We start from the raw sequence: 17240 nt of genomic DNA, 5'->3' as shown, positions 1-17240 counted from the left end.
GGAGCTTACAAGTTCACGATCATCATAAAGGCTCCGAAATACGTCAACGTCAACCTCGACAAGTTCGAGGTCGCGATGGTCGGAAGAACCTTCGGATTGCTTGGGACGGACCAGATGGGTAGGCCGATAGCAGTCGGTCTGCTATGGGGCATCAGGATAGCGATAGCAATAGGCCTCTCGGTTGCGATAAGCACCGTCATCATCGGAGTCCTCTACGGGGTCACAAGCGCCTATGTGGGAGGTTGGATAGACGAGTTCCTTCAGAGGTTCAACGAGTTCATGATGACCCTGCCAGTACTCCCGATGCTAATCCTGCTCTCACTGTACTTTGGAGGCAGAATCTCCCTAAGCCAGCTGGTCGGAATCCTAGTCATCTTCGGATGGATGGGAACTGCCAAGGTGGCAAGGAGTATGGCCCTCCAGATAAAGGAGCAGACCTACATTGAGGCAGCAAGAGCCCTCGGCGCTGGAACCGGCAGGATAGTCTTCAAGCACATCGTCCCGCAGCTCCTCCCGTACGCCTTCGCCAACATAGCCCTCAGCGTTCCCGGAGCAATACTCAGCGAGGCCGGACTTAGCTTCCTCGGTCTGACCAACCCGAACATGATAAGCTGGGGCAGGATGCTGAACGACGCCCATATGAACGGTGCAACAATAAACGGCTACTGGTGGCAGGTCATTCCGCCGGGACTCGCAATAGCCACAGTCGGACTCATATTCGTCCTGATTGGTGTCTCGCTCGACACTGTCCTCAACCCGAGGCTCAAGCGCGCGTGAGGTGATTTGAATGGCCAAGGCAGTCCTCGAAGTTAAGAACCTCAAGATGTACTACTTCACCAACAAGGGCGTCGTCAAGGCAGTGGATGATATTTCATTCGAGCTCAAGAAGGGTGAAGTGATGGGACTTGCCGGTGAGAGCGGGTGTGGCAAGTCCTCCCTCGGCTTCACCCTTTTGGGCATGCCAACTCCCCCCGGCAAGATAGTTGACGGCAGCATCAAGATAGACGGCAGGGAGATAGTTGGCCTCCCCGAGGACGTCCTCAGGAAGGAAATCAGGTGGGAAAAGATCTCAATGATATTCCAAGGAGCAATGAACGCCCTGAACCCAGTCTACACCGTTGGCTATCAGATGACTGAACCGCTCCTCTACCACAAAGGTATGTCACAGGAGGAGGCACTTGACAGGGCCCAGAAGTACCTTGAGCTGGTTGGTCTTGACCCCGAGATCGTCTACCGCTACCCCCACGAGCTGAGCGGTGGTATGAAGCAGCGTGTCATCATAGCCATGGCCCTGCTTATGGAACCCAGCGTCGTTATAGCGGACGAGCCCACAACGGCTTTGGATGTCGTCGTCCAAGCACAGATCATAAACCTCATGAAGCGCCTCAAGAAGGAGCTCGGACTCTCGATGATATTCATCACCCATGACCTCAGCATACTCGCCGAGATCAGCGACCGTGTTGCCATAATGTACGCCGGAAAGCTTGTTGAAATAGGCGACAGCGAGAAGATCTACTACGAGCCAGCCCACCCCTACACCCAGAAGCTCCTCGCGGCAATACCTAGGCTTCACGAAGACGTTGAGAAGCTCGAATTCATCCCAGGTCAGCCGCCCAATCTTATCAACCCTCCGAAGGGATGCCGCTTCCATCCAAGGTGCCCCTACGCTATGGACATCTGCAGGGAACAGGTGCCCGAGCTGAAGGAGATTGATAAAGACCACTACGCCGCATGCTGGCTGCTGTGAGGTGTGAACGATGGCGGAGCCAATACTCAAGGTTGAAAACCTCAAGAAGTACTTTCCCCTCAAGAGGGGCCTCCTAGCGAGCCTCCGCGGTGAACCACAGCGCTTTGTCCACGCCGTTGACGGGGTCAGCTTCGAGATACACAAGCAGCAGGTCTTCGCCCTTGTTGGTGAGAGTGGCTGTGGAAAGTCAACAACAGGTAGGCTCATTGTCAAGCTCCTCGAGCCCACCGATGGTAAAATCTACCTTGAGGGACAGGACGTCACGGAGATAACTACCAAGGAGGAAATCCTAGCCTACAGGAGAAAGGTGCAGATGATATTCCAAGACCCCTTTGCGTCCCTCAATCCGCGCTTCAGGATATTCGATGTCCTTGAGGAGCCACTCCTCATACACGGCATCGGTGAGACCAGGGCGGAGCGCGAGGAGCTCATCTATAAGGCCCTCGAAATGGTCAAGGTCACACCTCCAGAGGACTACGTCAGCAGGTTCCCCCATATGCTTTCCGGCGGTCAGAGACAGCGTGTGGCAATAGCAAGGGCTCTCATCCTTAACCCGACGTTTATCGTAGCGGACGAGCCGGTTTCGATGCTCGACGTCTCAATCCGTGCTGAAATCCTTGAGCTGATGAAAGACCTCAAGGACAAGATAGGCGTTACCTACCTCTACATCACCCACGACCTCTCAACGGCCAGGTACTTCGCAGACTGGATAGCTGTGATGTACCTCGGAAGAATAGTTGAGATAGGACCTGCCACGAGGGTCATAGACAACCCCCTCCATCCATACACTAGAGCCCTCCTCGCGGCGGTTCCAGAACCCAAACCAGAGAGAAGAAACGTTATCAAAGAGTTACCGATCAAGGGTGAGGTCCCAAGTGCCGTCGAGATCCCACCAGGCTGCCGCTTCCATCCAAGGTGCATCTACTTCCAGAAGGGCCTCTGCGACGTCCAGCAACCAAAGCTCATCGAGTACGAGCACAACCATTGGGCCGAATGCCACCTCGTTGGCAAATTCTGACCGGTGGTCTCAATGCCTTCCCTTTCAATTATTTTCCGCTCCAAGCTATTTCTCGTGGGGCTTTCCTTTTTGATACTCGCCCTCATTCTCTCCGCGGTTTCCGTTTTCTGCTTCAACCCGATCTCGTATTCACAATCGGGCACTTTTGGAGTTGGAGACCATCTTCTGGGCAACTCAAGTTTCGAGGAGCACGTGATCACAAACAGAAGCCTGAGACTCAGCTCCAAAAACGCCAGCATAATGGTCTCCTGGGGGCCAAACTACACCCTTTACAACCTAACGGGAAACCTCACACTCCATCCGGGGGAAAGACCGACTGTAAACGTTTTTAAGGGAGAAGTGAACTACAGCTATGAGGTCAAGGGCGTCGAGTACCCATACTCTGACCTAGCGATTCCGGCGTTTGTTTTCGCGATAGTGGGTACGATACTGGCGTGGATCGGCCTTGAGAGAACCCTCAGGGGGTGAGCTCGTGAGGCTCCTTGACTACGAAAAGGCCATCGAAAGGATAGTGGACTTTATATCAGAGAGGGTCAAAGAAGCAAAGGCCGACGGAGTTGTCGTTGGCGTGAGCGGTGGGATAGACAGTGCCACAACAGCTTATCTCGCCGTTAGGGCCCTGGGAAGGAAGAAGGTTCTCGGCCTTATAATGCCCTACTACGAGAACCGGGAAGTTGAGGATGCAAAGCTCGTCTGCGAGAGCCTCGGCATACGGTATAAAGTTGTAAACATAAGGCCAATAGTGGATGCCTTCGTTCAGTCCCTTGGCTTTGGGCCCGACAAGAAGAGCCTCGGCAACATAATGGCCAGGACCAGAATGGCTCTCCTCTATGCCCACGCGAACGCTCTAAACCGTCTCGTCCTCGGGACGAGCAACAGGAGCGAGTTTCTGACGGGTTATTTCACCAAATGGGGTGACGGGGCCAGCGATTACGCACCGCTGATAAACCTCTACAAGACAGAAGTCTGGGAGATAGCGAAGCTCCTCGGAGTTCCAGAGAGAATAATTGAGAAGAAACCAACGGCCGGCCTCTGGGAGGGCCAGACCGACGAGGATGAGCTTGGAATAAGCTACCACCTGCTGGATGAAATCCTCTGGCGTCTGGTCGACCTTAAGATGCCCCATGGGGAAATCGCCAGTGAGCTTGGGGTAAGCGTTGAGACCATTGAACACGTAGAGATGCTCGTAACGTCAAGCGAGCACAAAAGAAGGCTTCCTACCGGCCCCTCCTTCTGAGGTGACCCCATGAGACGCGGCTACCTTTTGGTTTTTCTCGCTGCAAGCATGTGGGGAACCTTAGGGATATTCGCCACCTACATCTACCGCTACGGTGTTGACTCCTTCACGATGGTCTTCTGGAGAGTCCTCTTTGCACTTCTCATCCTCGGCTCCTACATTACCCTGTTCCTGCGTGAGAACCCCTTCACAAGGAAAAGGCTCTCTTTCTACGCCATCTATGGTCTCGTGGGTGTTTTTGCCTTCTACACGCTCTACTTCTACACTGTTAAGATTTCCTCGGTCGGGTTTGCAGTCCTTCTTGTCTACACTGCCCCGGCCTTTTCTGTAGTTCTGGGCCGTTTAATCTTCGGGGAGCCAATAACTACCGAGAAGGCAATTTCCCTCCTCATGGTTATGCTCGGCGTCATCCTAGTTGCGGGCAACGTGGACTTCAACGTGGGTTTTCTGCCCCTCCTCACGGGGATAAGTACGGGCTTCGTCTACTCCATTTATGGAATCATGGCGAAGTTTGGCGTCAGGGACGAGAGACCCGAGCGGGTTCTCTTCATGACACTCTTCTTCGGGTTGCTTTACCTTGCCCCCTTCGCAAAGTTCTCAGTACCCTCCGGAGCGATTCCATATCTCCTCGGACTGGCCTTTTTCCCGACGTTCCTCGGCTACGTCCTCTACAACCATGCCCTAAAAGAGGTCGAGGTGAGCAGGGCCAGCATAGTGGCAACGGTCGAACCGGTCGTTGCAATAGCCCTGGCCTACATTCTCTTCGGAGAGAAGCTGAGCTTGCCCCAGATCGTGGGGGCGATCCTCATAGTTGGGGCATCTATACTAGTCCACTCAAGGGGTGTCGAGGAGGAAGAGATTCGCTAGATCCTTTGACATCAAAAGTGGGATTTTAGGGTTTCAGGTCTAAGAGTTTAACACTCAAATGTCAAGCAAATTTTATCTTTTGAGAGCCTTCTCCTCAACCATGGGAAATGTTGAAGACGCCCTCATCAGGGAGATATACAGGATAAACGCCCACCTGCCGGCGCGGAGGACGACACTGAAGTCCCTCCTAAGCGAAGAACGACCGGGTGTGAGGCTCCGAGACGGGAGCTGGCACGGCTTCAGAAGGAGCGAGCTTGAAAAGATTGCCCTGCTCCTCGACCCGGGTGACGATGAAAAGCTCCTCCTGCCCGTTGTCCTTGAGATAGTCACGGATTTCAGGGGCTACTTCAGGGTCAGGGGCAGGACTGCGGTAAAGCTGATAGACAGGATTTTGGGGACCTATGACCCCCTCGATGAGCCGGAGGAGAGGTTATACCCGAGATACCTCCTCCCAAGGGTCAGACGCGAACTCCCAACTACAACAACCTACGCCTTCATATCGGAGTGATGGGAATGAAAGAGGAAAGGACTTTCCTCAACTACCTGGCCTTCACCGTACCCCACGTTACCGTCTTCGCCGGTGCAGTGTTTGGAATCCTCCTCCTTGTAAGGATCGACGTCAGGCTGTCGCTCGGCATTTTTGCGACCCTCTATGGAGTCATGCTCACAATAATTGGAGTTATCGTCAGGCCGCACTTCTCCCGCCTGTCAGTTTACAGGATCTACATGCTCTTCTCAATCCTTATGGGAATCCTGGGAATCGCACTCCTGCTCCCGGCACTCAGGGGTAGCCTTTAAATCCTGAACACCCTATTTTGAGCGGTGAAGAACATGCGAAAGTATTTACCTTTATTGATAGCACTGATGCTCCTTGTCTCATTCCTGCCCAATGTTTCGGCCCAGTTCGGAAGGCTCACGACGGGCGCAACGATTACTGTTGTCAGGGGCGACTACACGCAGGGTAAGCTTGTCCTCAAGAACGAGGCACCCCTAGCGTATTCGCTCATCAGCTACCAGCGCTTCTGGGTCGAGGATAAGAGGGGAGAGGGAGTGGGTGGCTTCAACCTGACGATATCCCCCCAGGTATTCTCAAGCTGGAAGAGCGGGGAGGAAAAGACCATAAACTACCGCCTGAGCTGCTCTGAGAACGTCACCCCCGGCAACTACACTCTCCACCTGAGGTTTATCGGGAAGAGCGGAGGACAGGTGGTAGTAGTCCGCGCCGAAGTGCCACTCCAGGTTCTGGCCTCACCCCTCATCTTCAAGGATGCGGAGACATACATTTCCGGGAAAGGCACATTCTCATACGCTTTCATTGGAGAGAGTGTGGTGGTTTACTCCCACGTCATCAACATAGGCCACAAAAACGTTACCGTCACCGCGAGCGTTTCCTTGGAGAGGGAAGGGAGGGAGTACTACTCCAAAAAAGAGCGCATCACCGCTGTCCCAGGGGACTCAGTGGTCAAGTTCACGGTTCCGATAGGACTCCACTATCCAGAGGGCAGCTACACTCTCAGGTATTCGCTCTCTGGGGGGGGTGGGAGCTACACCTTCACAAAGAACTTCACCGTCCTTGTTGGAGTTAAACTCGCAGGGGTCTCGCTCCAGAAAAACAGGGTAAAGCTCAACGGGAAGGACGGGGTCTACATAACGGTTCTGTCTGAAAGAAAGGCCAAAGTCAGGCTTGAGGTCGAGGTTTTCCGGGGGAACGAGAGCGTGGGGAAAACCTCAAAGGAGCTAAACCTCTCACCTGGAACCGGGGTCTACGAACTTACCCTTCCCACCAACGTCGGTGGCAACCTAACGGCTCAGGTCAGGCTCTACCTTGGAGACAGACTCGTCGGCACAAGTGAGGTTAAGTACCAGGTAATAGCCCCTCCAAAGATAGTCAACCTAAGGGCAGACTACTCCGACGGCAGGCTTTCCTTTGTGCTCTCAATCTCCAATCCCGGTGATGCGGTTGATGCCGTACTGTCCTATCTCATCTCGGAGGGCAGGAAGACCCTCTATGAGGACTCAATAGCCCATAGGATCCCCTCAGGCAACAGCACGTTGAAAATGGTCTTTCGGGTTCCCCCGGGCAACATCTCCTACTCCTTCGCCCTGAAGGCCGACGGTCATGTGAGCTCCATAAACGGGAGTGCCCTCGCAACAGTTCCACCGTCAACATCTTCGACCACCACCTCAAAAACGACTTCTTCTACCCCTACTTCTTCAAGCACTGGGACAATGACCAGCGAGGGAAGAAACTTAGCGTGGGTTGCAGTTGCCCTGATACTCCTCGTTGTCTTCGTGGTGGGAGGATGGTACTACAAGAGGGAACAGCCGAGGCACAAAAGATCAAAGCCGAAGCGTCGCTCCCCGCTCGGAAGGTTCAGGAGGCCCAAAGTTCCGAAGTTCCGCGAGAGGGACTCCCTGCCTAAGAAGTGACCAAACCTTTTTATTATCCCCTCCTAACCCCATTTTGGCGAGGGGGTAGGGGGCTCCCGGGGTGCTCCCGAGGAAGTTCCGCCCACCGCACCGGGGCCGCGGTGCCGCAAGGCACCGGCCGAGAGGCCGGGCAACGGCGCAGAAACGACACGGCCTCCGGGGGATGTGAATGAAGCGCGCGAAGGGGCTCGCGAGGGCCCCGAGCTAACCCGCAGACTATCCCGGGGGATGCGGTGAAACGGCCGTCCCGCGGGGTGCAAGGCCGAGAGAGGGGTGATGAGTTCCCGGTGCGAGCCCCGTGGTAGGCCGCTCAGTCGAATGCCCCTTGATACAGAAGGCGGGCTACAACCCCCTCGCCAAAACTACATCCAGGACAGATGCCAGCAGAATCAACGCCCCACCCATAGCTGTTTCTAAGGTTGGAACCTCACCGAAGATTAGAAAGGCATAGATCACCGCACTTAGGGGGTCTAGGTAGCTGAGGGGTGCAACTCGTTTACTTCAACTTTCTTAAGGCCGTCCATGTAGATGTAGAGTGCCAGAACTGTGTGAACGAGAACCAGCATAGTAATAGCCCAAGGGATGGACCTGCCGAGGAGGAGAAACGGGAGGAATGTCATGATGGAGAGGGACGCCAGGGATAGCTGGAGGAAAGTCAGGATTTCACCGTCAACGTCCCTTAAGGCCGCCCAAGGTTGGCTATCAGGGCGAGGGTTATTCCCTGAAAGTCTCACTGCCAACCTCAAATCCATTCCCGAGGGCTATGACCAGAAAACCACCAAAGGCCATCCCGATGAGCATTCCTCTCCTCCCAGAAACCCTCTCCCCGAGAAAGCGCCAGGAAATCAGCGTCGCCATGACCGGTGCAAGGTAGTAGACGAAGACGGCGTTTGCTATGGTCGTCCTGTCGAAGGCTGTGAAGAGAAAGACCCAGTTGAGGACCAGTGAGAGACCGAAGAGAACGAGCAGTTTCCCCTCCCTAAACGCCCCGAATGCTTTTTTGAGCTTTCCCCTGAGGGGCAGGAGTTGGAAGAGAACCAGCACGCCGAGCGAAACTCTGGCAAAAGCCACTCCAAGCCCACTTAACCCGGAGAGGCGCGAGAATATCCAACGCTCCCCCAGATGAGCATTGAGACCACTATCTCGGCCCTTCCCCCTCATTGACTGTGCTCCTCTAGCCACTCCCTGTAGGCCTCCTCGACCTCCTCCCTCCGGAACCTCGGAACGGCATCCCTGAAGGGGTTGAACCTCTCAAGCTTTCTCTCGCTGGAGCCTATGTAGGTCGTGATTAGACCCACCTTTGAGTGAAGGCTTGAAGGGAGGCGCAGAATCCTCTTGACGTCGACGGTAACACGACCGTCGAAGTAAGCCTTTGAGAAAGTTGATGAAAGCCCAAAGAGCCTGAGAAGAGACTTGTAACCTGTGCCCTCTGGGAAAGAGGCTAAGAGGCCCTTCTTAACAAAGTTCTCGACGATTCTCCTCCTCGTCTCGTCCTCAATGAGCTTTTCGGCGAGATTTTTCCTCAGACCTATGCCCAGTAGGTGGTTTAAGTTGGCCCTCTCTATGAAGTAGCCGAAGCGCAGACGGAAGGCCCTGAAATAGCCCGAGGAGAGCATTATCCTCCTGCTCTGAACGTCATCGAAGGCGATCTCCTCGGAGGCGCTTACGTAGGCCAAAATTTTCTCCCTTGCCTTCGTGTCTAGCCTTAAAGCCCAGTCGTCGAGAACCCTGATGTGGTAGCCCCTCCCGGAGTAAATTATATGTACGTTTTCAAACCCGAAGTCTTCTCTCAGAATGACCACCGTATCCCTCGCGAGCTCTTTGGCGTCTTCCAGACAGATGGGACACACCTGACCGCTCGGATGTTCGTTTTGACAGCGCCTTAGGGGAAGGTCTTTGGCGTCTATGTCGAAGACGAGTTCTGCTCCCTTCCAGCCCTCCATCCTCTCCGGGTTCTCGTAGAGGGCAACGGAGGAGTATACAGCATAGGGTGCAGTTGCTTTAACGTAGTCTTCCAGATCCCTTGAATCGGAATAGACGTTCTTCCTGTCGCTCGGACCCTCCCCGGTGTGGTCGAAGCCGAACTCCCTCAGCTCAAGCGTGTTGAGTATGAAGTCGGGTATCTTATCCGCGTCCCACTCGTCCCTGTAGTAGAGCTTCCTCTCCTCCTTACTCACTTCCCTCAGCAGCATCTTTCCTGCCCTCCCTAGCCAGTCTTCTAAGGTAGTAGGTCAGGGGGTTCTTTACCCCCCTGCAGTACTTGTCCGGCTTGCAGAGCCCGGGGGCATTGGCCCTTATCTTGTCACAGTTTGGCGGAAAGTACCAGGTAGAGTTCCCGCTGTCCTCAAGGGTAGGCCTGTCAGTTAAGCCAAAGCCGAGGTGGTACCAGACGTTCTTTATCTCGTGAGGCTGGTCCTCGAAGAGCGGTGGCGTGCACCTGTTTCCGGCCTCGATTATAACCGGGAGTATCTCCTTCTCTATGATGTCGAGACTCTCAACACAGTCCCTAACCCGGACGTCCTTCCTAGGCGGATTGGGGCATATCCTCGCGTAGCTCAGGAAGCTCGTAAGGAGAACCGTTATTGCATAGTTCCTCATGCCGGCTGGAACTCCCTTCAGGGCTTCCTTGATGCAGGGTGGGAACAGGTCGAAGCGGAGTGGCTGTGCGCCGACCTTCCCGAGTTTCTCAAGCCTCTCCTTGAAGTGCTCCTCAGCAATATTCCTCAGCCTCTCCCTTAGCTCCCCATAGAACTCAGGCAGTTCGTCGCTCATCTTGGAGAGCAGCCTAGAGGCCCTTTCAATCCTCCTCGTGAAGGCTCTCTCCCAGAGCTGGAGGGCGGTCTCCTGTGTAAGGTATGCGTAGCCCCCCCTTATGTAAACCTCCTTGAGAGAGCCGTCCCAAAGCGTTAGGAACTCAGCGAGCCTCATCCTGTACCTGAGCTTTCTCCTTTCCCTCTCGGATGGGTCAACGTTCTTATCCATCGGTTTTTCGAGTATCTTCCTGTCCCTCTCCGGCACCTCACCGGTCTGGATTTCCTCGACCATTAACATGGTTCCCGAAAGGTCGCTCCCCTTAAGCCTCTTCCCGTATAGCTTCACGAGGGCTTTCTCAACGAGCTCAAGCTCTATTCCATAGGGAGAAAGTGCCAGGGCCCCGAGTAAGGCGTAGAACCTGAAGACATCCTTGGTCTCCTCCAAGGGGCTCCTCCTGAGGAGTTTCTCGGGAGGTTCTTCCGAGGCAAGCACCCAAGCGACGAGGGTGAGCACGTCATCAACGCTCACGCTCAACGGTATCCGCTGAAGCAGTGTGAGCAGGTCACCGAACTCCTCCCTGATAAGCCTTTCAGCATCCTTCCCAAAGGGATCTTTCATTCCAGCACCCGGTGAAGCTAGGGAAAAAGCCTAAAAACACTTTCCCTCCCAAAAGTTTTATATCTATAGTGACCTAAACCTTATCGGATAGATAAACCCCATTCCTTTGGGTGATAGGTATGCTCACGAAGAGACATTTTGTTGAAAGGATCCGCAGTGGAATCCCTGGCTTTGATGGACTCATTGAGGGTGGATTTCCTAAAGGGACAACTGTTTTGGTCACTGGCCCTACCGGGAGTGGAAAGACGACCTTCGGCGTCCAGTTCGTTTACAAGGGTGCAGAGCTCTACAATGAGCCGGGTGTCATAGTGACGATGGAAGAGCGCGCCCAAGATCTCAGGCGTGAGATGAAGTCGTTCGGATGGGACATCGAGAAGTACGAGAAGGAGGGTCTGATAGCGATAGTTGATGGTGTCAGTGCAGTCGTTGGCCTCCCGTCAGAGGAACAGTACGTCCTTGAAGGGAATATCAACGCCGAAGATTTCCTCCGTTATATCTATCGAGTCGTTAAGGCAATAAACGCAGAGAGGCTCCTCGTTGACTCGATACCGTCTATCGCGTTCAGACTCAGAAAAGAGGACGAGATAAGGGAAGTCCTGCTCCAGCTGAACACCATCCTCTTGGAGATGGGCATAACATCAATCCTGACAACCGAGGCACCCGATCCAGCCCACGGCAGGATAAGCAGGTACGGGGTAGAGGAGTACATCTCAAGGGGAGTAGTTTTACTTGACTTCATAGAGAAGGAGGTCGAACTGAAGCGCTACCTTCTGATAAGAAAGATGCGTGAAACCAAGCACTCGATGAAGAAGTACCCCTTCGAGATAACCAGCGAGGGCATAGTAGTCTATCCCAGCGGTGAAATTTACTGATTCCCGTAAATTTTTTAAGCCCTTTTACTTTTACCAACTTTGATGGTTAAGACTAACATTAAAATAGTTGTTTTGATATCATCTCTCATAGTCGTCAGCCTTGCCCTTAGTCACTACTCTCCCGAGCAGGACTCCTTTACAGGCCTTTGCGTCCTTTCCAAGCCAGGATTCTCGTTGCTATACAACGGAACGGCAACCCTCGGGATTGGTGAGGAGCTCCATGTTGGGAAGGTCTATACAGTTCACGGCAGGCTGAGAAGGGCATCAAGCGGGCTCTGGATGGACGTTGCCAGCATACAAGAAAGTGGGTTAGCTTTTCCCCTCGAAACCCTGAGGGGGGCTTACTGGGACTCGGCATATCCACTAATTTTAACCCCGACAAGGATTCGCCTAGCGGTGCCCCTAAACGTTACCAGAGGCCATCTGATCTCCGCTAAGGGCATATTCTACGGCAACAGATTCTATCCTCTGGAGGTTGAAGAGTTCCAGTACCTGGAGAAGCCCGCTGACGGAATGCCCTACCTTCTCCATGGAGTCGTCACGCGCCCGGGAAACCCGGCTGAGGTGTGGAACGGGAGCGAGTCCTTCAGGGTTTACCTGCCCCATGGTGTCTCCCTCAACCCCGGGAGAAGGGTCGAGATCCTCGGCATAGCCAAGCTTTATTCTAAAATCACGCTCTATGTTGAGGATTCCAATGATGTGAGGGTTCTCGGGATGGCCGAGACAGTTCCGATTTCAAGGGCCCGCTACGGTCAGATAGCCGAGGGCGAATGCCTTGTCGTCAGGGCCGGCCGTTCTCTGGGCCTCAACTGCACAAGGCTGAGGCTCTACAACTTCAGCGCAAGGGTCGGGGACACCGTTCACTTCAATGCCCTCAGAAGGAGGTCGAGCCTCCTGTGCCTCTCCTGTAATGTTGCCAAGCCCCGCGAAGCCCTTCCCAACTCGATATGCTCTCCGGCGGAGGGCCGCTTTGGAAAGGTTGAGGGGAGGGTAGCCTGGGTAAAGGTTTACAGGAACGGTTTCGGGATAGCAAACGTGACCAACGGAACCTGCTGGATTCTACTGAAATTGTCCTCAAGACTGGGTGTTTCCATTGAGGAGAACGAGTCCATAACAGCTTACGGGGAGTTCACCACATACAGGGGCATGCCGGCCTTTCAGGTTCCTTCGAGGGAGGAGGTATGCTACGGGAGGCACTGTTAGGGATAATCACCGGGACCCTCAGCGGTGTAACCCCGGGAATTCACGTTAATACCCTCGCCCTTATTATGAGGGGCTCCCTTCCATCGGCAGTGACGCTGTTTGCCATGGGGCTGACGCATACTTTCCTCGACGTCTTCCCCTCGACTTTTCTCGGAGTCCCTGACGAGGGGAGCGCCCTATCGATTCTCCCGGCGCACAGGCTCGTTCTCAGGGGCAGGGGAATGGAAGTAGTCAGAATCGCCATCCTTTCGAGTGCCCTAGCAGTAATTCTGTCAATCCTTCTGCTTCCACTCTACACTCTGATTGCCCCGCTCTACACTCCCGGAACGGGAAAGGCCGTTGTTCTGCTCCTCTCGGCACTCCTCATAGTTAATGAGAGGAATAGGGGTTCGGCGTTTCTCATCTACCTCCTCTCCGGCTTCCTTGGGATTCTAGTCCTGTCCAGACCATTAAGAGAACCCCTCTACCACCTCTTCACAGGGCTCTTCGGGGTTCCAGTTCTTCTGGAGGGTCTCTCAAGCGAGAAGGTAACACCGGGCAGGGCGGAACCCCTCATAACCCGGGCTAGGCTGATTCTATTTTCTCTCATCGGAACCACCCTTGGCATGGTGGCTTCCCTGGTTCCTGCATTCACGGCCTCCCAGGCGGCGCTTATAGGCAGCTTTCTTTCCAAGGACGAGCGCTCCTTTTTGACTGTCGTCTACTCCGTGAATACGGCGAACTTCCTCTTTTCGACCGTCAACTACCTGCAGACCGGAAGGGCAAGGAACGGCGTGGTGGCGATGATGCCGCCGCTGGGCCTTTCCCACCTCCCGGCTTTCCTGCTCACCGCTCTGCTAACAACACTGACCGTTCTCCTCTACGGCGAACCCCTCTCCAAGGCTCTCGCAGAAGCTCTCTCAAAGGTTCCGTACAGGCTCGTAAACGGGGCGGTTGTTCTCTTCCTCATCACCCTCTCCATTGCATTTGATGGCCTGCCGGGCCTTCTGGCACTTACGGCATCCTCTATCGTAGGCCACCTGGCCCTTGAGCTCGGCGTGAGAAGAACGAACTGCATGGGGGCCTTAATGCTCCCCGTAATTCTAAGGTAGAAGAAGAAAAATCAGGCCGACTTCTCCTTGAGGATCTTCTGGAACTCGGAGTAGTCCGTGACGACCTTCTTCCCATCGAGCGTCTCGAAGTAAACTTTCTTGATCTTAACCTTCTTAACGTCCGTGTATTTCATTTCAGGGGGGTCGTATGAGCCGGGCTCAACGACTTCGTCCTCTATCACGTAGGTTCCGAGCTCCGGCTGGCCGACGTATTTCCAGACCTCATAGAAGACCTTGGGCTCGATGTGAACCTCATCCTCAAGCTCTATCCAGTCTGCACCCATCTCTTCCAAGAACTCCTTTATCACCTCGAAGTGCATAGAAACCACCGTTTTTAATAGGGAGCGAAGGGTTAAATACCTATCGCCGAAACAACGCCGGTGGTGAGAATGGCGAGGGTAATCGTTGACGCCCAGGCGGCGAGGGCAATAGGAAAGGGCGCTATGATAGTCTTCAAGAAAGGTGTTGTGAGAACCGAAGGTGAGTTTGAACCTGGGGACATCGTTGAGGTTTACACTCGCGGGGGCAAGTTCCTTGGAAGGGGCTTCGTCAACCCGAACTCGAACATAATGGTCAGGATCGTGACCAAGGACAGAGAAACGGAGATAAACAGGGAGCTCTTCCGCGAGAGAATAAGGAAGGCCAACGAGTACAGAAAGAAGGTTCTGGGCTACAACAAGGCTTATCGAATGGTCTACGGCGAGGCGGATTACCTCCCCGGCCTGATAGTTGATCGCTTCAACGAGATTGCCTCCCTCCAGATTTCGAGCGTTGGGATGGAGAGGTTCAAGCTCGACGTTGCGGAGGTCATAATGGAGGCAGAGCCAGAGATAGAGACCGTCTTCGAGAAAAACACCGGTAGGTCGCGCAGGAAGGAAGGGTTACCAGAGATAGAGCGCGTCCTTCTCGGCAAGGAGAAGTACCGCACCATCATCAATGAGGGCAAGGCAAAATTCATCGTCGACATGCGTGGGCAGAAAACCGGCTTCTTCCTCGATCAGAGGGAGAACAGGATAGCTTTGGAGAAGTACGTTAAACCGGGAATGCGCGTTCTCGATGTCTTCACCTACACAGGAGGCTTTGCAATCCATGCGGCCGTTGCCGGAGCTGAAGAAGTTGTCACGGTAGACAAGTCGCCTTGGGCCATCAACATGGTCAAGGAGAACGCCAAGCTCAATGGAGTTGAGGAGAAAATGAAGTATATCGTTGGCTCGGCCTTCCCGGTTATGGAGGAGATGATAAAGAAGGGAGAGAAGTTCGACATAGTTATCCTCGACCCACCAGCCTTCGTTCAGCACGAGAAGGACCTTAAGAGGGGCCTTAGAGCTTACTTCAACGTGAACTACGCCGGCCTTCAGCTTGTCAGGGAGGGGGGAATGCTGGTTACCGCCTCATGCTCCCAGCACGTTGATATGCAGGCCTTCAAGGACATGGTAATAGCGGCAGCCGCCAAGGCAGGAAAGTTCCTCAAGATGCTCGAACCCTATAGGACTCAGGCGCCGGATCACCCGATACTCATGGCCTCCAAGGACACCGAATACCTCAAGGCGCTCTTCCTCTACGTTGAGGACATGAAGTGAACATTGGAGAACAAAATTGAACTATTTGTACACATTTTCACGCTTTCCAAATTTGAGTATCAGAATAAGAAGTTTCTTTCTCTGGAGTTCATAGATAACTCGATAGTCGCCCAACCGGACCCTGAACGTGTTCTCCCTTCCCCTCAGCTTTTTGACGTCGAACTTTTCGGAAGGGATCGGGTTAAGCCTAAGCTCTTCAACCAGCTCACCGAATTTTTTACGCACACTTTCGGGAGCATCCTTGAGTTTCCTCAGAACTTCTCTGTGAAGGAGAACCTCGTAGCCCATTTAAGGCACCTCAAAGGCCCAGTTCCCTTTTAGCTTCTTCCCAGGGGATCCCGTTCTTCAGGGTTTCTTTGGAAAGCCTCTCAAGCTCTTTGAGTTCCTCTTCGCTTACCTCCTCTTCCCCAAGCCCACCAATCTTTAACTTGAGAAGCTCTTCCTCTATCTCGTCCAGTTTTTTCCTCATGAGCTGGATATCACGGAGTATTAGGGAGATGTTAACGCTTTCTCCCATTAAACCACCCAACCAAAATTGGGTTTTCAAAACTTAAACCTTGCGAGCCTTTCGAGGACATTCCTCAATGGCTTCATCTTGAACCCCCGGTAGAAAAGCATTTTAGGATGGTGCGCGTAACCCCATAAGATATTGACTTTCCCACGTTCCATTCAGGAAATGGGAGGAGCAGCCATGGTGGGGATATACTCCGCTGATAAACTGGGAAAGAGACGCCTTGAGATCAAGAAGGGGATGCTGAGAAAGAAAGTAATAGAAAAGGAGTATCATATATTTGAGGAGGTTCCGGAAAGTGCCACGCTGGAGGAGGAGAAGATTTACAAAAGACACCTTGTAGAGCGGTTGAAAAATCGAGAAAAAGATGGAGTAAAGATATATAATGCCACAGATAACACACCCCATATAACACATGGATATGAGCGGGAGGACCTCAAAAATAGACCGATTATGGCAAGAGACCTGCAGGACGCGATGAAGTGGAACATACTTTTCCAGCTATTGACGCATATCCCTGCCCTTTCCGGACCAGACAATCTATCAAGTTTTCACTTCGCGGAGAGAAACGCAAAGGTGCTAGAGAATTTCGTGGAAAAGACGGTGTTTGCAAAGGATAAGAAATTTGCAATGAGCGAGCTGAGAGAAAACGATATTGGCGGAATTCTAATAAGCTTCGATGAGCTGAAGAGAAATCTGGTAACACTGGAAGCAAAGAGGAGAATGGAAGAAGCCGTCGATAAAGCCATTGCAGCGGCCGAAAAGATAGCAGAGAGAAAAGTACCGTATTTCGATGAGTTTGGAAAGCGGAAGTTCAAGCAAGTATTTGAATCACCGGAAGACATATACAAAATACCCGAGTTGGTTGAGTTCCTGAAAGTTGTAAAGGAAGTTGTCCCGAAGGACGTGCTGAAAGAACCTTTGTCCATACCCCCTCGAAGCTAAAGAAATCAGAAAGGCCAACACCGTCCCCCGCAAAGTATTCACAGGTTCAAAAACAGGAGGAGAAACTCGGGACAAGAAGCTTACATGAAGATGCCAAGCTCGAAGTCCTCTCAATCCTTCAGGCATTGGAGTTCGCCGACTACTCTGAAAGCGCTAAGGCAAAAGGCAATTCAAAAGCTCTCCGAGGGGGATAGGCAAGCTGTCCCGTGAGAGGCTCACTCCAGAGAACCTCCTCAAACTTGGCCTCTACACCTTTACCATCGAGCTCATAAAGCGGGGTGAATTCAACAGGGCAGGCGAAATAATGGAGCTATAGCACAGCCAAGGCAATAGAGTTCAAGCCTTGGACATGCGGTGGACTTATATT

21 protein-coding genes and 1 other RNA gene are annotated in these 17240 nt (G+C 53.2%); 15 read left to right on the top strand and 7 right to left on the bottom strand.

All coding sequences use genetic code 11. The features are described 5' to 3' along the window. From MVD07_RS01290 to rnpB, 10 genes are all read left to right on the top strand, one after another. Positions 1-777, top strand: a 777-nt coding sequence (locus MVD07_RS01290; protein WP_297497551.1) for an ABC transporter permease, incomplete at its 5' end; no start/stop codon positions are given. A gap of 10 nt (positions 778-787) precedes the next feature. Next, positions 788-1747 (top strand): ABC transporter ATP-binding protein, encoded by a 960-nt coding sequence (locus MVD07_RS01285; protein WP_297497550.1) that lies wholly within the window; start codon positions 788-790, stop codon positions 1745-1747. Between the two features lie 10 nt (positions 1748-1757). Continuing rightward, on the top strand, positions 1758-2765 hold the full coding sequence (locus MVD07_RS01280) for an oligopeptide/dipeptide ABC transporter ATP-binding protein (RefSeq protein ID WP_297497547.1): 1008 nt from the start codon (positions 1758-1760) through the stop codon (positions 2763-2765). Positions 2766-2957: 192 nt separating this feature from the next. Beyond that, on the top strand, positions 2958-3233 hold the full coding sequence (locus MVD07_RS01275) for a hypothetical protein (RefSeq protein WP_297497545.1): 276 nt from the start codon (positions 2958-2960) through the stop codon (positions 3231-3233). Between the two features lie 4 nt (positions 3234-3237). Next, a complete protein-coding gene (locus tag MVD07_RS01270; RefSeq protein ID WP_297497543.1) occupies positions 3238-4002 on the top strand; it encodes an NAD+ synthase in 765 nt (254 codons plus the stop codon). 9 nt (positions 4003-4011) lie between these two features. Then, positions 4012-4869, top strand: a complete 858-nt coding sequence (locus MVD07_RS01265; protein WP_297497542.1) for an EamA family transporter — start codon at positions 4012-4014, stop codon at positions 4867-4869. A 100-nt stretch (positions 4870-4969) separates the two neighbouring features. Beyond that, positions 4970-5377 carry a DUF61 family protein gene (locus MVD07_RS01260; RefSeq protein WP_297497540.1) on the top strand — a complete coding sequence of 136 codons (408 nt, stop codon included), beginning with the start codon at positions 4970-4972 and terminating at the stop codon, positions 5375-5377. Further along, positions 5377-5667, top strand: coding sequence for a hypothetical protein (locus tag MVD07_RS01255; RefSeq protein ID WP_366078426.1), 291 nt, complete (start codon positions 5377-5379; stop codon positions 5665-5667). The genes MVD07_RS01260 and MVD07_RS01255 overlap by 1 nt, the downstream gene beginning before the upstream one ends. A gap of 24 nt (positions 5668-5691) precedes the next feature. Next, entirely contained in the window at positions 5692-7299 is a 1608-nt protein-coding gene (locus MVD07_RS01250; RefSeq protein ID WP_297497539.1) for a hypothetical protein, read from the top strand. 37 nt (positions 7300-7336) lie between these two features. Next, an RNA gene (rnpB, locus tag MVD07_RS01245) (RNase P RNA component) lies at positions 7337-7656 on the top strand. Here rnpB and MVD07_RS10910 read toward each other — a convergent pair. The 4 genes from MVD07_RS10910 to priL form a co-directional block, all read right to left on the bottom strand. Continuing rightward, positions 7642-7755 (bottom strand): hypothetical protein, encoded by a 114-nt coding sequence (locus MVD07_RS10910; RefSeq protein WP_366078425.1) that lies wholly within the window; start codon positions 7753-7755, stop codon positions 7642-7644. The genes rnpB and MVD07_RS10910 overlap by 15 nt on opposite strands. A 258-nt stretch (positions 7756-8013) precedes the next feature. Continuing rightward, positions 8014-8370 (bottom strand): EamA family transporter, encoded by a 357-nt coding sequence (locus MVD07_RS10905; protein WP_366078424.1) that lies wholly within the window; start codon positions 8368-8370, stop codon positions 8014-8016. An 86-nt stretch (positions 8371-8456) separates the two neighbouring features. Next, positions 8457-9491: a DNA primase catalytic subunit PriS gene (priS, locus tag MVD07_RS01235; RefSeq protein ID WP_297497536.1), complete on the bottom strand. Its 1035-nt coding sequence runs from the start codon at positions 9489-9491 to the stop codon at positions 8457-8459. Beyond that, a complete protein-coding gene (priL, locus tag MVD07_RS01230) occupies positions 9469-10671 on the bottom strand; it encodes a DNA primase large subunit PriL (RefSeq protein WP_297497533.1) in 1203 nt (400 codons plus the stop codon). The genes priS and priL overlap by 23 nt, the downstream gene beginning before the upstream one ends. A gap of 119 nt (positions 10672-10790) precedes the next feature. Between priL and MVD07_RS01225 the strand changes: the two genes are divergently transcribed. Genes MVD07_RS01225 through MVD07_RS01215 form a run of 3 tightly spaced genes read left to right on the top strand, consistent with a single transcriptional unit; the run spans position 10791 to position 13837 of the window. After that, positions 10791-11543, top strand: a complete 753-nt coding sequence (locus MVD07_RS01225) for an ATPase domain-containing protein (RefSeq protein ID WP_297497566.1) — start codon at positions 10791-10793, stop codon at positions 11541-11543. A 42-nt stretch (positions 11544-11585) separates the two neighbouring features. Then, the gene (locus MVD07_RS01220) at positions 11586-12746 is read left to right on the top strand and encodes a hypothetical protein (protein ID WP_297497530.1); all 1161 of its coding nucleotides are present in this window, start codon (positions 11586-11588) and stop codon (positions 12744-12746) included. Further along, positions 12725-13837 (top strand): tripartite tricarboxylate transporter permease, encoded by a 1113-nt coding sequence (locus tag MVD07_RS01215; protein ID WP_297497527.1) that lies wholly within the window; start codon positions 12725-12727, stop codon positions 13835-13837. Before MVD07_RS01220 ends, MVD07_RS01215 begins: the two co-directional genes overlap by 22 nt. Positions 13838-13848: 11 nt before the next feature. On the opposite strand, the gene MVD07_RS01210 is transcribed toward MVD07_RS01215, so the two are convergent. Beyond that, complete coding sequence (locus tag MVD07_RS01210) at positions 13849-14157, bottom strand: DUF5748 family protein (protein ID WP_297497563.1); 309 nt, start codon at positions 14155-14157, stop codon at positions 13849-13851. A 69-nt stretch (positions 14158-14226) separates the two neighbouring features. On the opposite strand from MVD07_RS01210, the gene MVD07_RS01205 reads away from it, so the two are divergent. Continuing rightward, on the top strand, positions 14227-15417 hold the full coding sequence (locus tag MVD07_RS01205) for a class I SAM-dependent rRNA methyltransferase (protein WP_297497560.1): 1191 nt from the start codon (positions 14227-14229) through the stop codon (positions 15415-15417). A 21-nt stretch (positions 15418-15438) separates the two neighbouring features. Here the strand turns inward: MVD07_RS01205 and MVD07_RS01200 are convergent, their stop codons facing one another. Together MVD07_RS01200 and MVD07_RS01195 are read right to left on the bottom strand one after the other, a co-directional pair. Then, positions 15439-15705, bottom strand: coding sequence for a type II toxin-antitoxin system RelE/ParE family toxin (locus tag MVD07_RS01200; RefSeq protein WP_297497524.1), 267 nt, complete (start codon positions 15703-15705; stop codon positions 15439-15441). 10 nt (positions 15706-15715) lie between these two features. Next, complete coding sequence (locus MVD07_RS01195) at positions 15716-15934, bottom strand: hypothetical protein (RefSeq protein ID WP_297497521.1); 219 nt, start codon at positions 15932-15934, stop codon at positions 15716-15718. A 174-nt stretch (positions 15935-16108) separates the two neighbouring features. Here MVD07_RS01195 and MVD07_RS01190 point away from each other — a divergent pair, with 174 nt between their 5' ends. Next, on the top strand, positions 16109-16873 hold the full coding sequence (locus tag MVD07_RS01190; RefSeq protein ID WP_297497518.1) for a hypothetical protein: 765 nt from the start codon (positions 16109-16111) through the stop codon (positions 16871-16873). The last annotated feature ends 367 nt before the right edge of the window (positions 16874-17240 follow it).

The sequence above is a fragment of the Thermococcus sp. genome (genome assembly GCF_027008145.1).
In the GTDB taxonomy this organism is placed as follows: Archaea; Methanobacteriota_B; Thermococci; order Thermococcales; family Thermococcaceae; genus Thermococcus.
Note: the sequence above shows the minus strand (reverse complement) of the source record. Positions and strands in the feature narration are given on the sequence as shown.

Excerpts from the sequence above, each read along its gene's own strand:
- priS (WP_297497536.1), bottom strand. The coding sequence starts at position 9,491 with ATGCTGCTGAGGGAAGTGAGTAAGGAGGAGAGGAAGCTCTACTACAGG.
- MVD07_RS01265 (WP_297497542.1), top strand. The coding sequence starts at position 4,012 with ATGAGACGCGGCTACCTTTTGGTTTTTCTCGCTGCAAGCATGTGGGGA.
- MVD07_RS01220 (WP_297497530.1), top strand. The coding sequence starts at position 11,586 with ATGGTTAAGACTAACATTAAAATAGTTGTTTTGATATCATCTCTCATA.
- MVD07_RS01255 (WP_366078426.1), top strand. The coding sequence starts at position 5,377 with ATGGGAATGAAAGAGGAAAGGACTTTCCTCAACTACCTGGCCTTCACC.
- MVD07_RS01225 (WP_297497566.1), top strand. The coding sequence starts at position 10,791 with ATGCTCACGAAGAGACATTTTGTTGAAAGGATCCGCAGTGGAATCCCT.
- MVD07_RS01215 (WP_297497527.1), top strand. The coding sequence starts at position 12,725 with ATGCTACGGGAGGCACTGTTAGGGATAATCACCGGGACCCTCAGCGGT.
- MVD07_RS01260 (WP_297497540.1), top strand. The coding sequence starts at position 4,970 with ATGGGAAATGTTGAAGACGCCCTCATCAGGGAGATATACAGGATAAAC.
- priL (WP_297497533.1), bottom strand. The coding sequence starts at position 10,671 with ATGAAAGATCCCTTTGGGAAGGATGCTGAAAGGCTTATCAGGGAGGAG.
- MVD07_RS01210 (WP_297497563.1), bottom strand. The coding sequence starts at position 14,157 with ATGCACTTCGAGGTGATAAAGGAGTTCTTGGAAGAGATGGGTGCAGAC.
- MVD07_RS01195 (WP_297497521.1), bottom strand. The coding sequence starts at position 15,934 with ATGGGAGAAAGCGTTAACATCTCCCTAATACTCCGTGATATCCAGCTC.
- MVD07_RS01280 (WP_297497547.1), top strand. The coding sequence starts at position 1,758 with ATGGCGGAGCCAATACTCAAGGTTGAAAACCTCAAGAAGTACTTTCCC.
- MVD07_RS01205 (WP_297497560.1), top strand. The coding sequence starts at position 14,227 with ATGGCGAGGGTAATCGTTGACGCCCAGGCGGCGAGGGCAATAGGAAAG.
- MVD07_RS01285 (WP_297497550.1), top strand. The coding sequence starts at position 788 with ATGGCCAAGGCAGTCCTCGAAGTTAAGAACCTCAAGATGTACTACTTC.
- MVD07_RS01200 (WP_297497524.1), bottom strand. The coding sequence starts at position 15,705 with ATGGGCTACGAGGTTCTCCTTCACAGAGAAGTTCTGAGGAAACTCAAG.
- MVD07_RS01190 (WP_297497518.1), top strand. The coding sequence starts at position 16,109 with ATGGTGGGGATATACTCCGCTGATAAACTGGGAAAGAGACGCCTTGAG.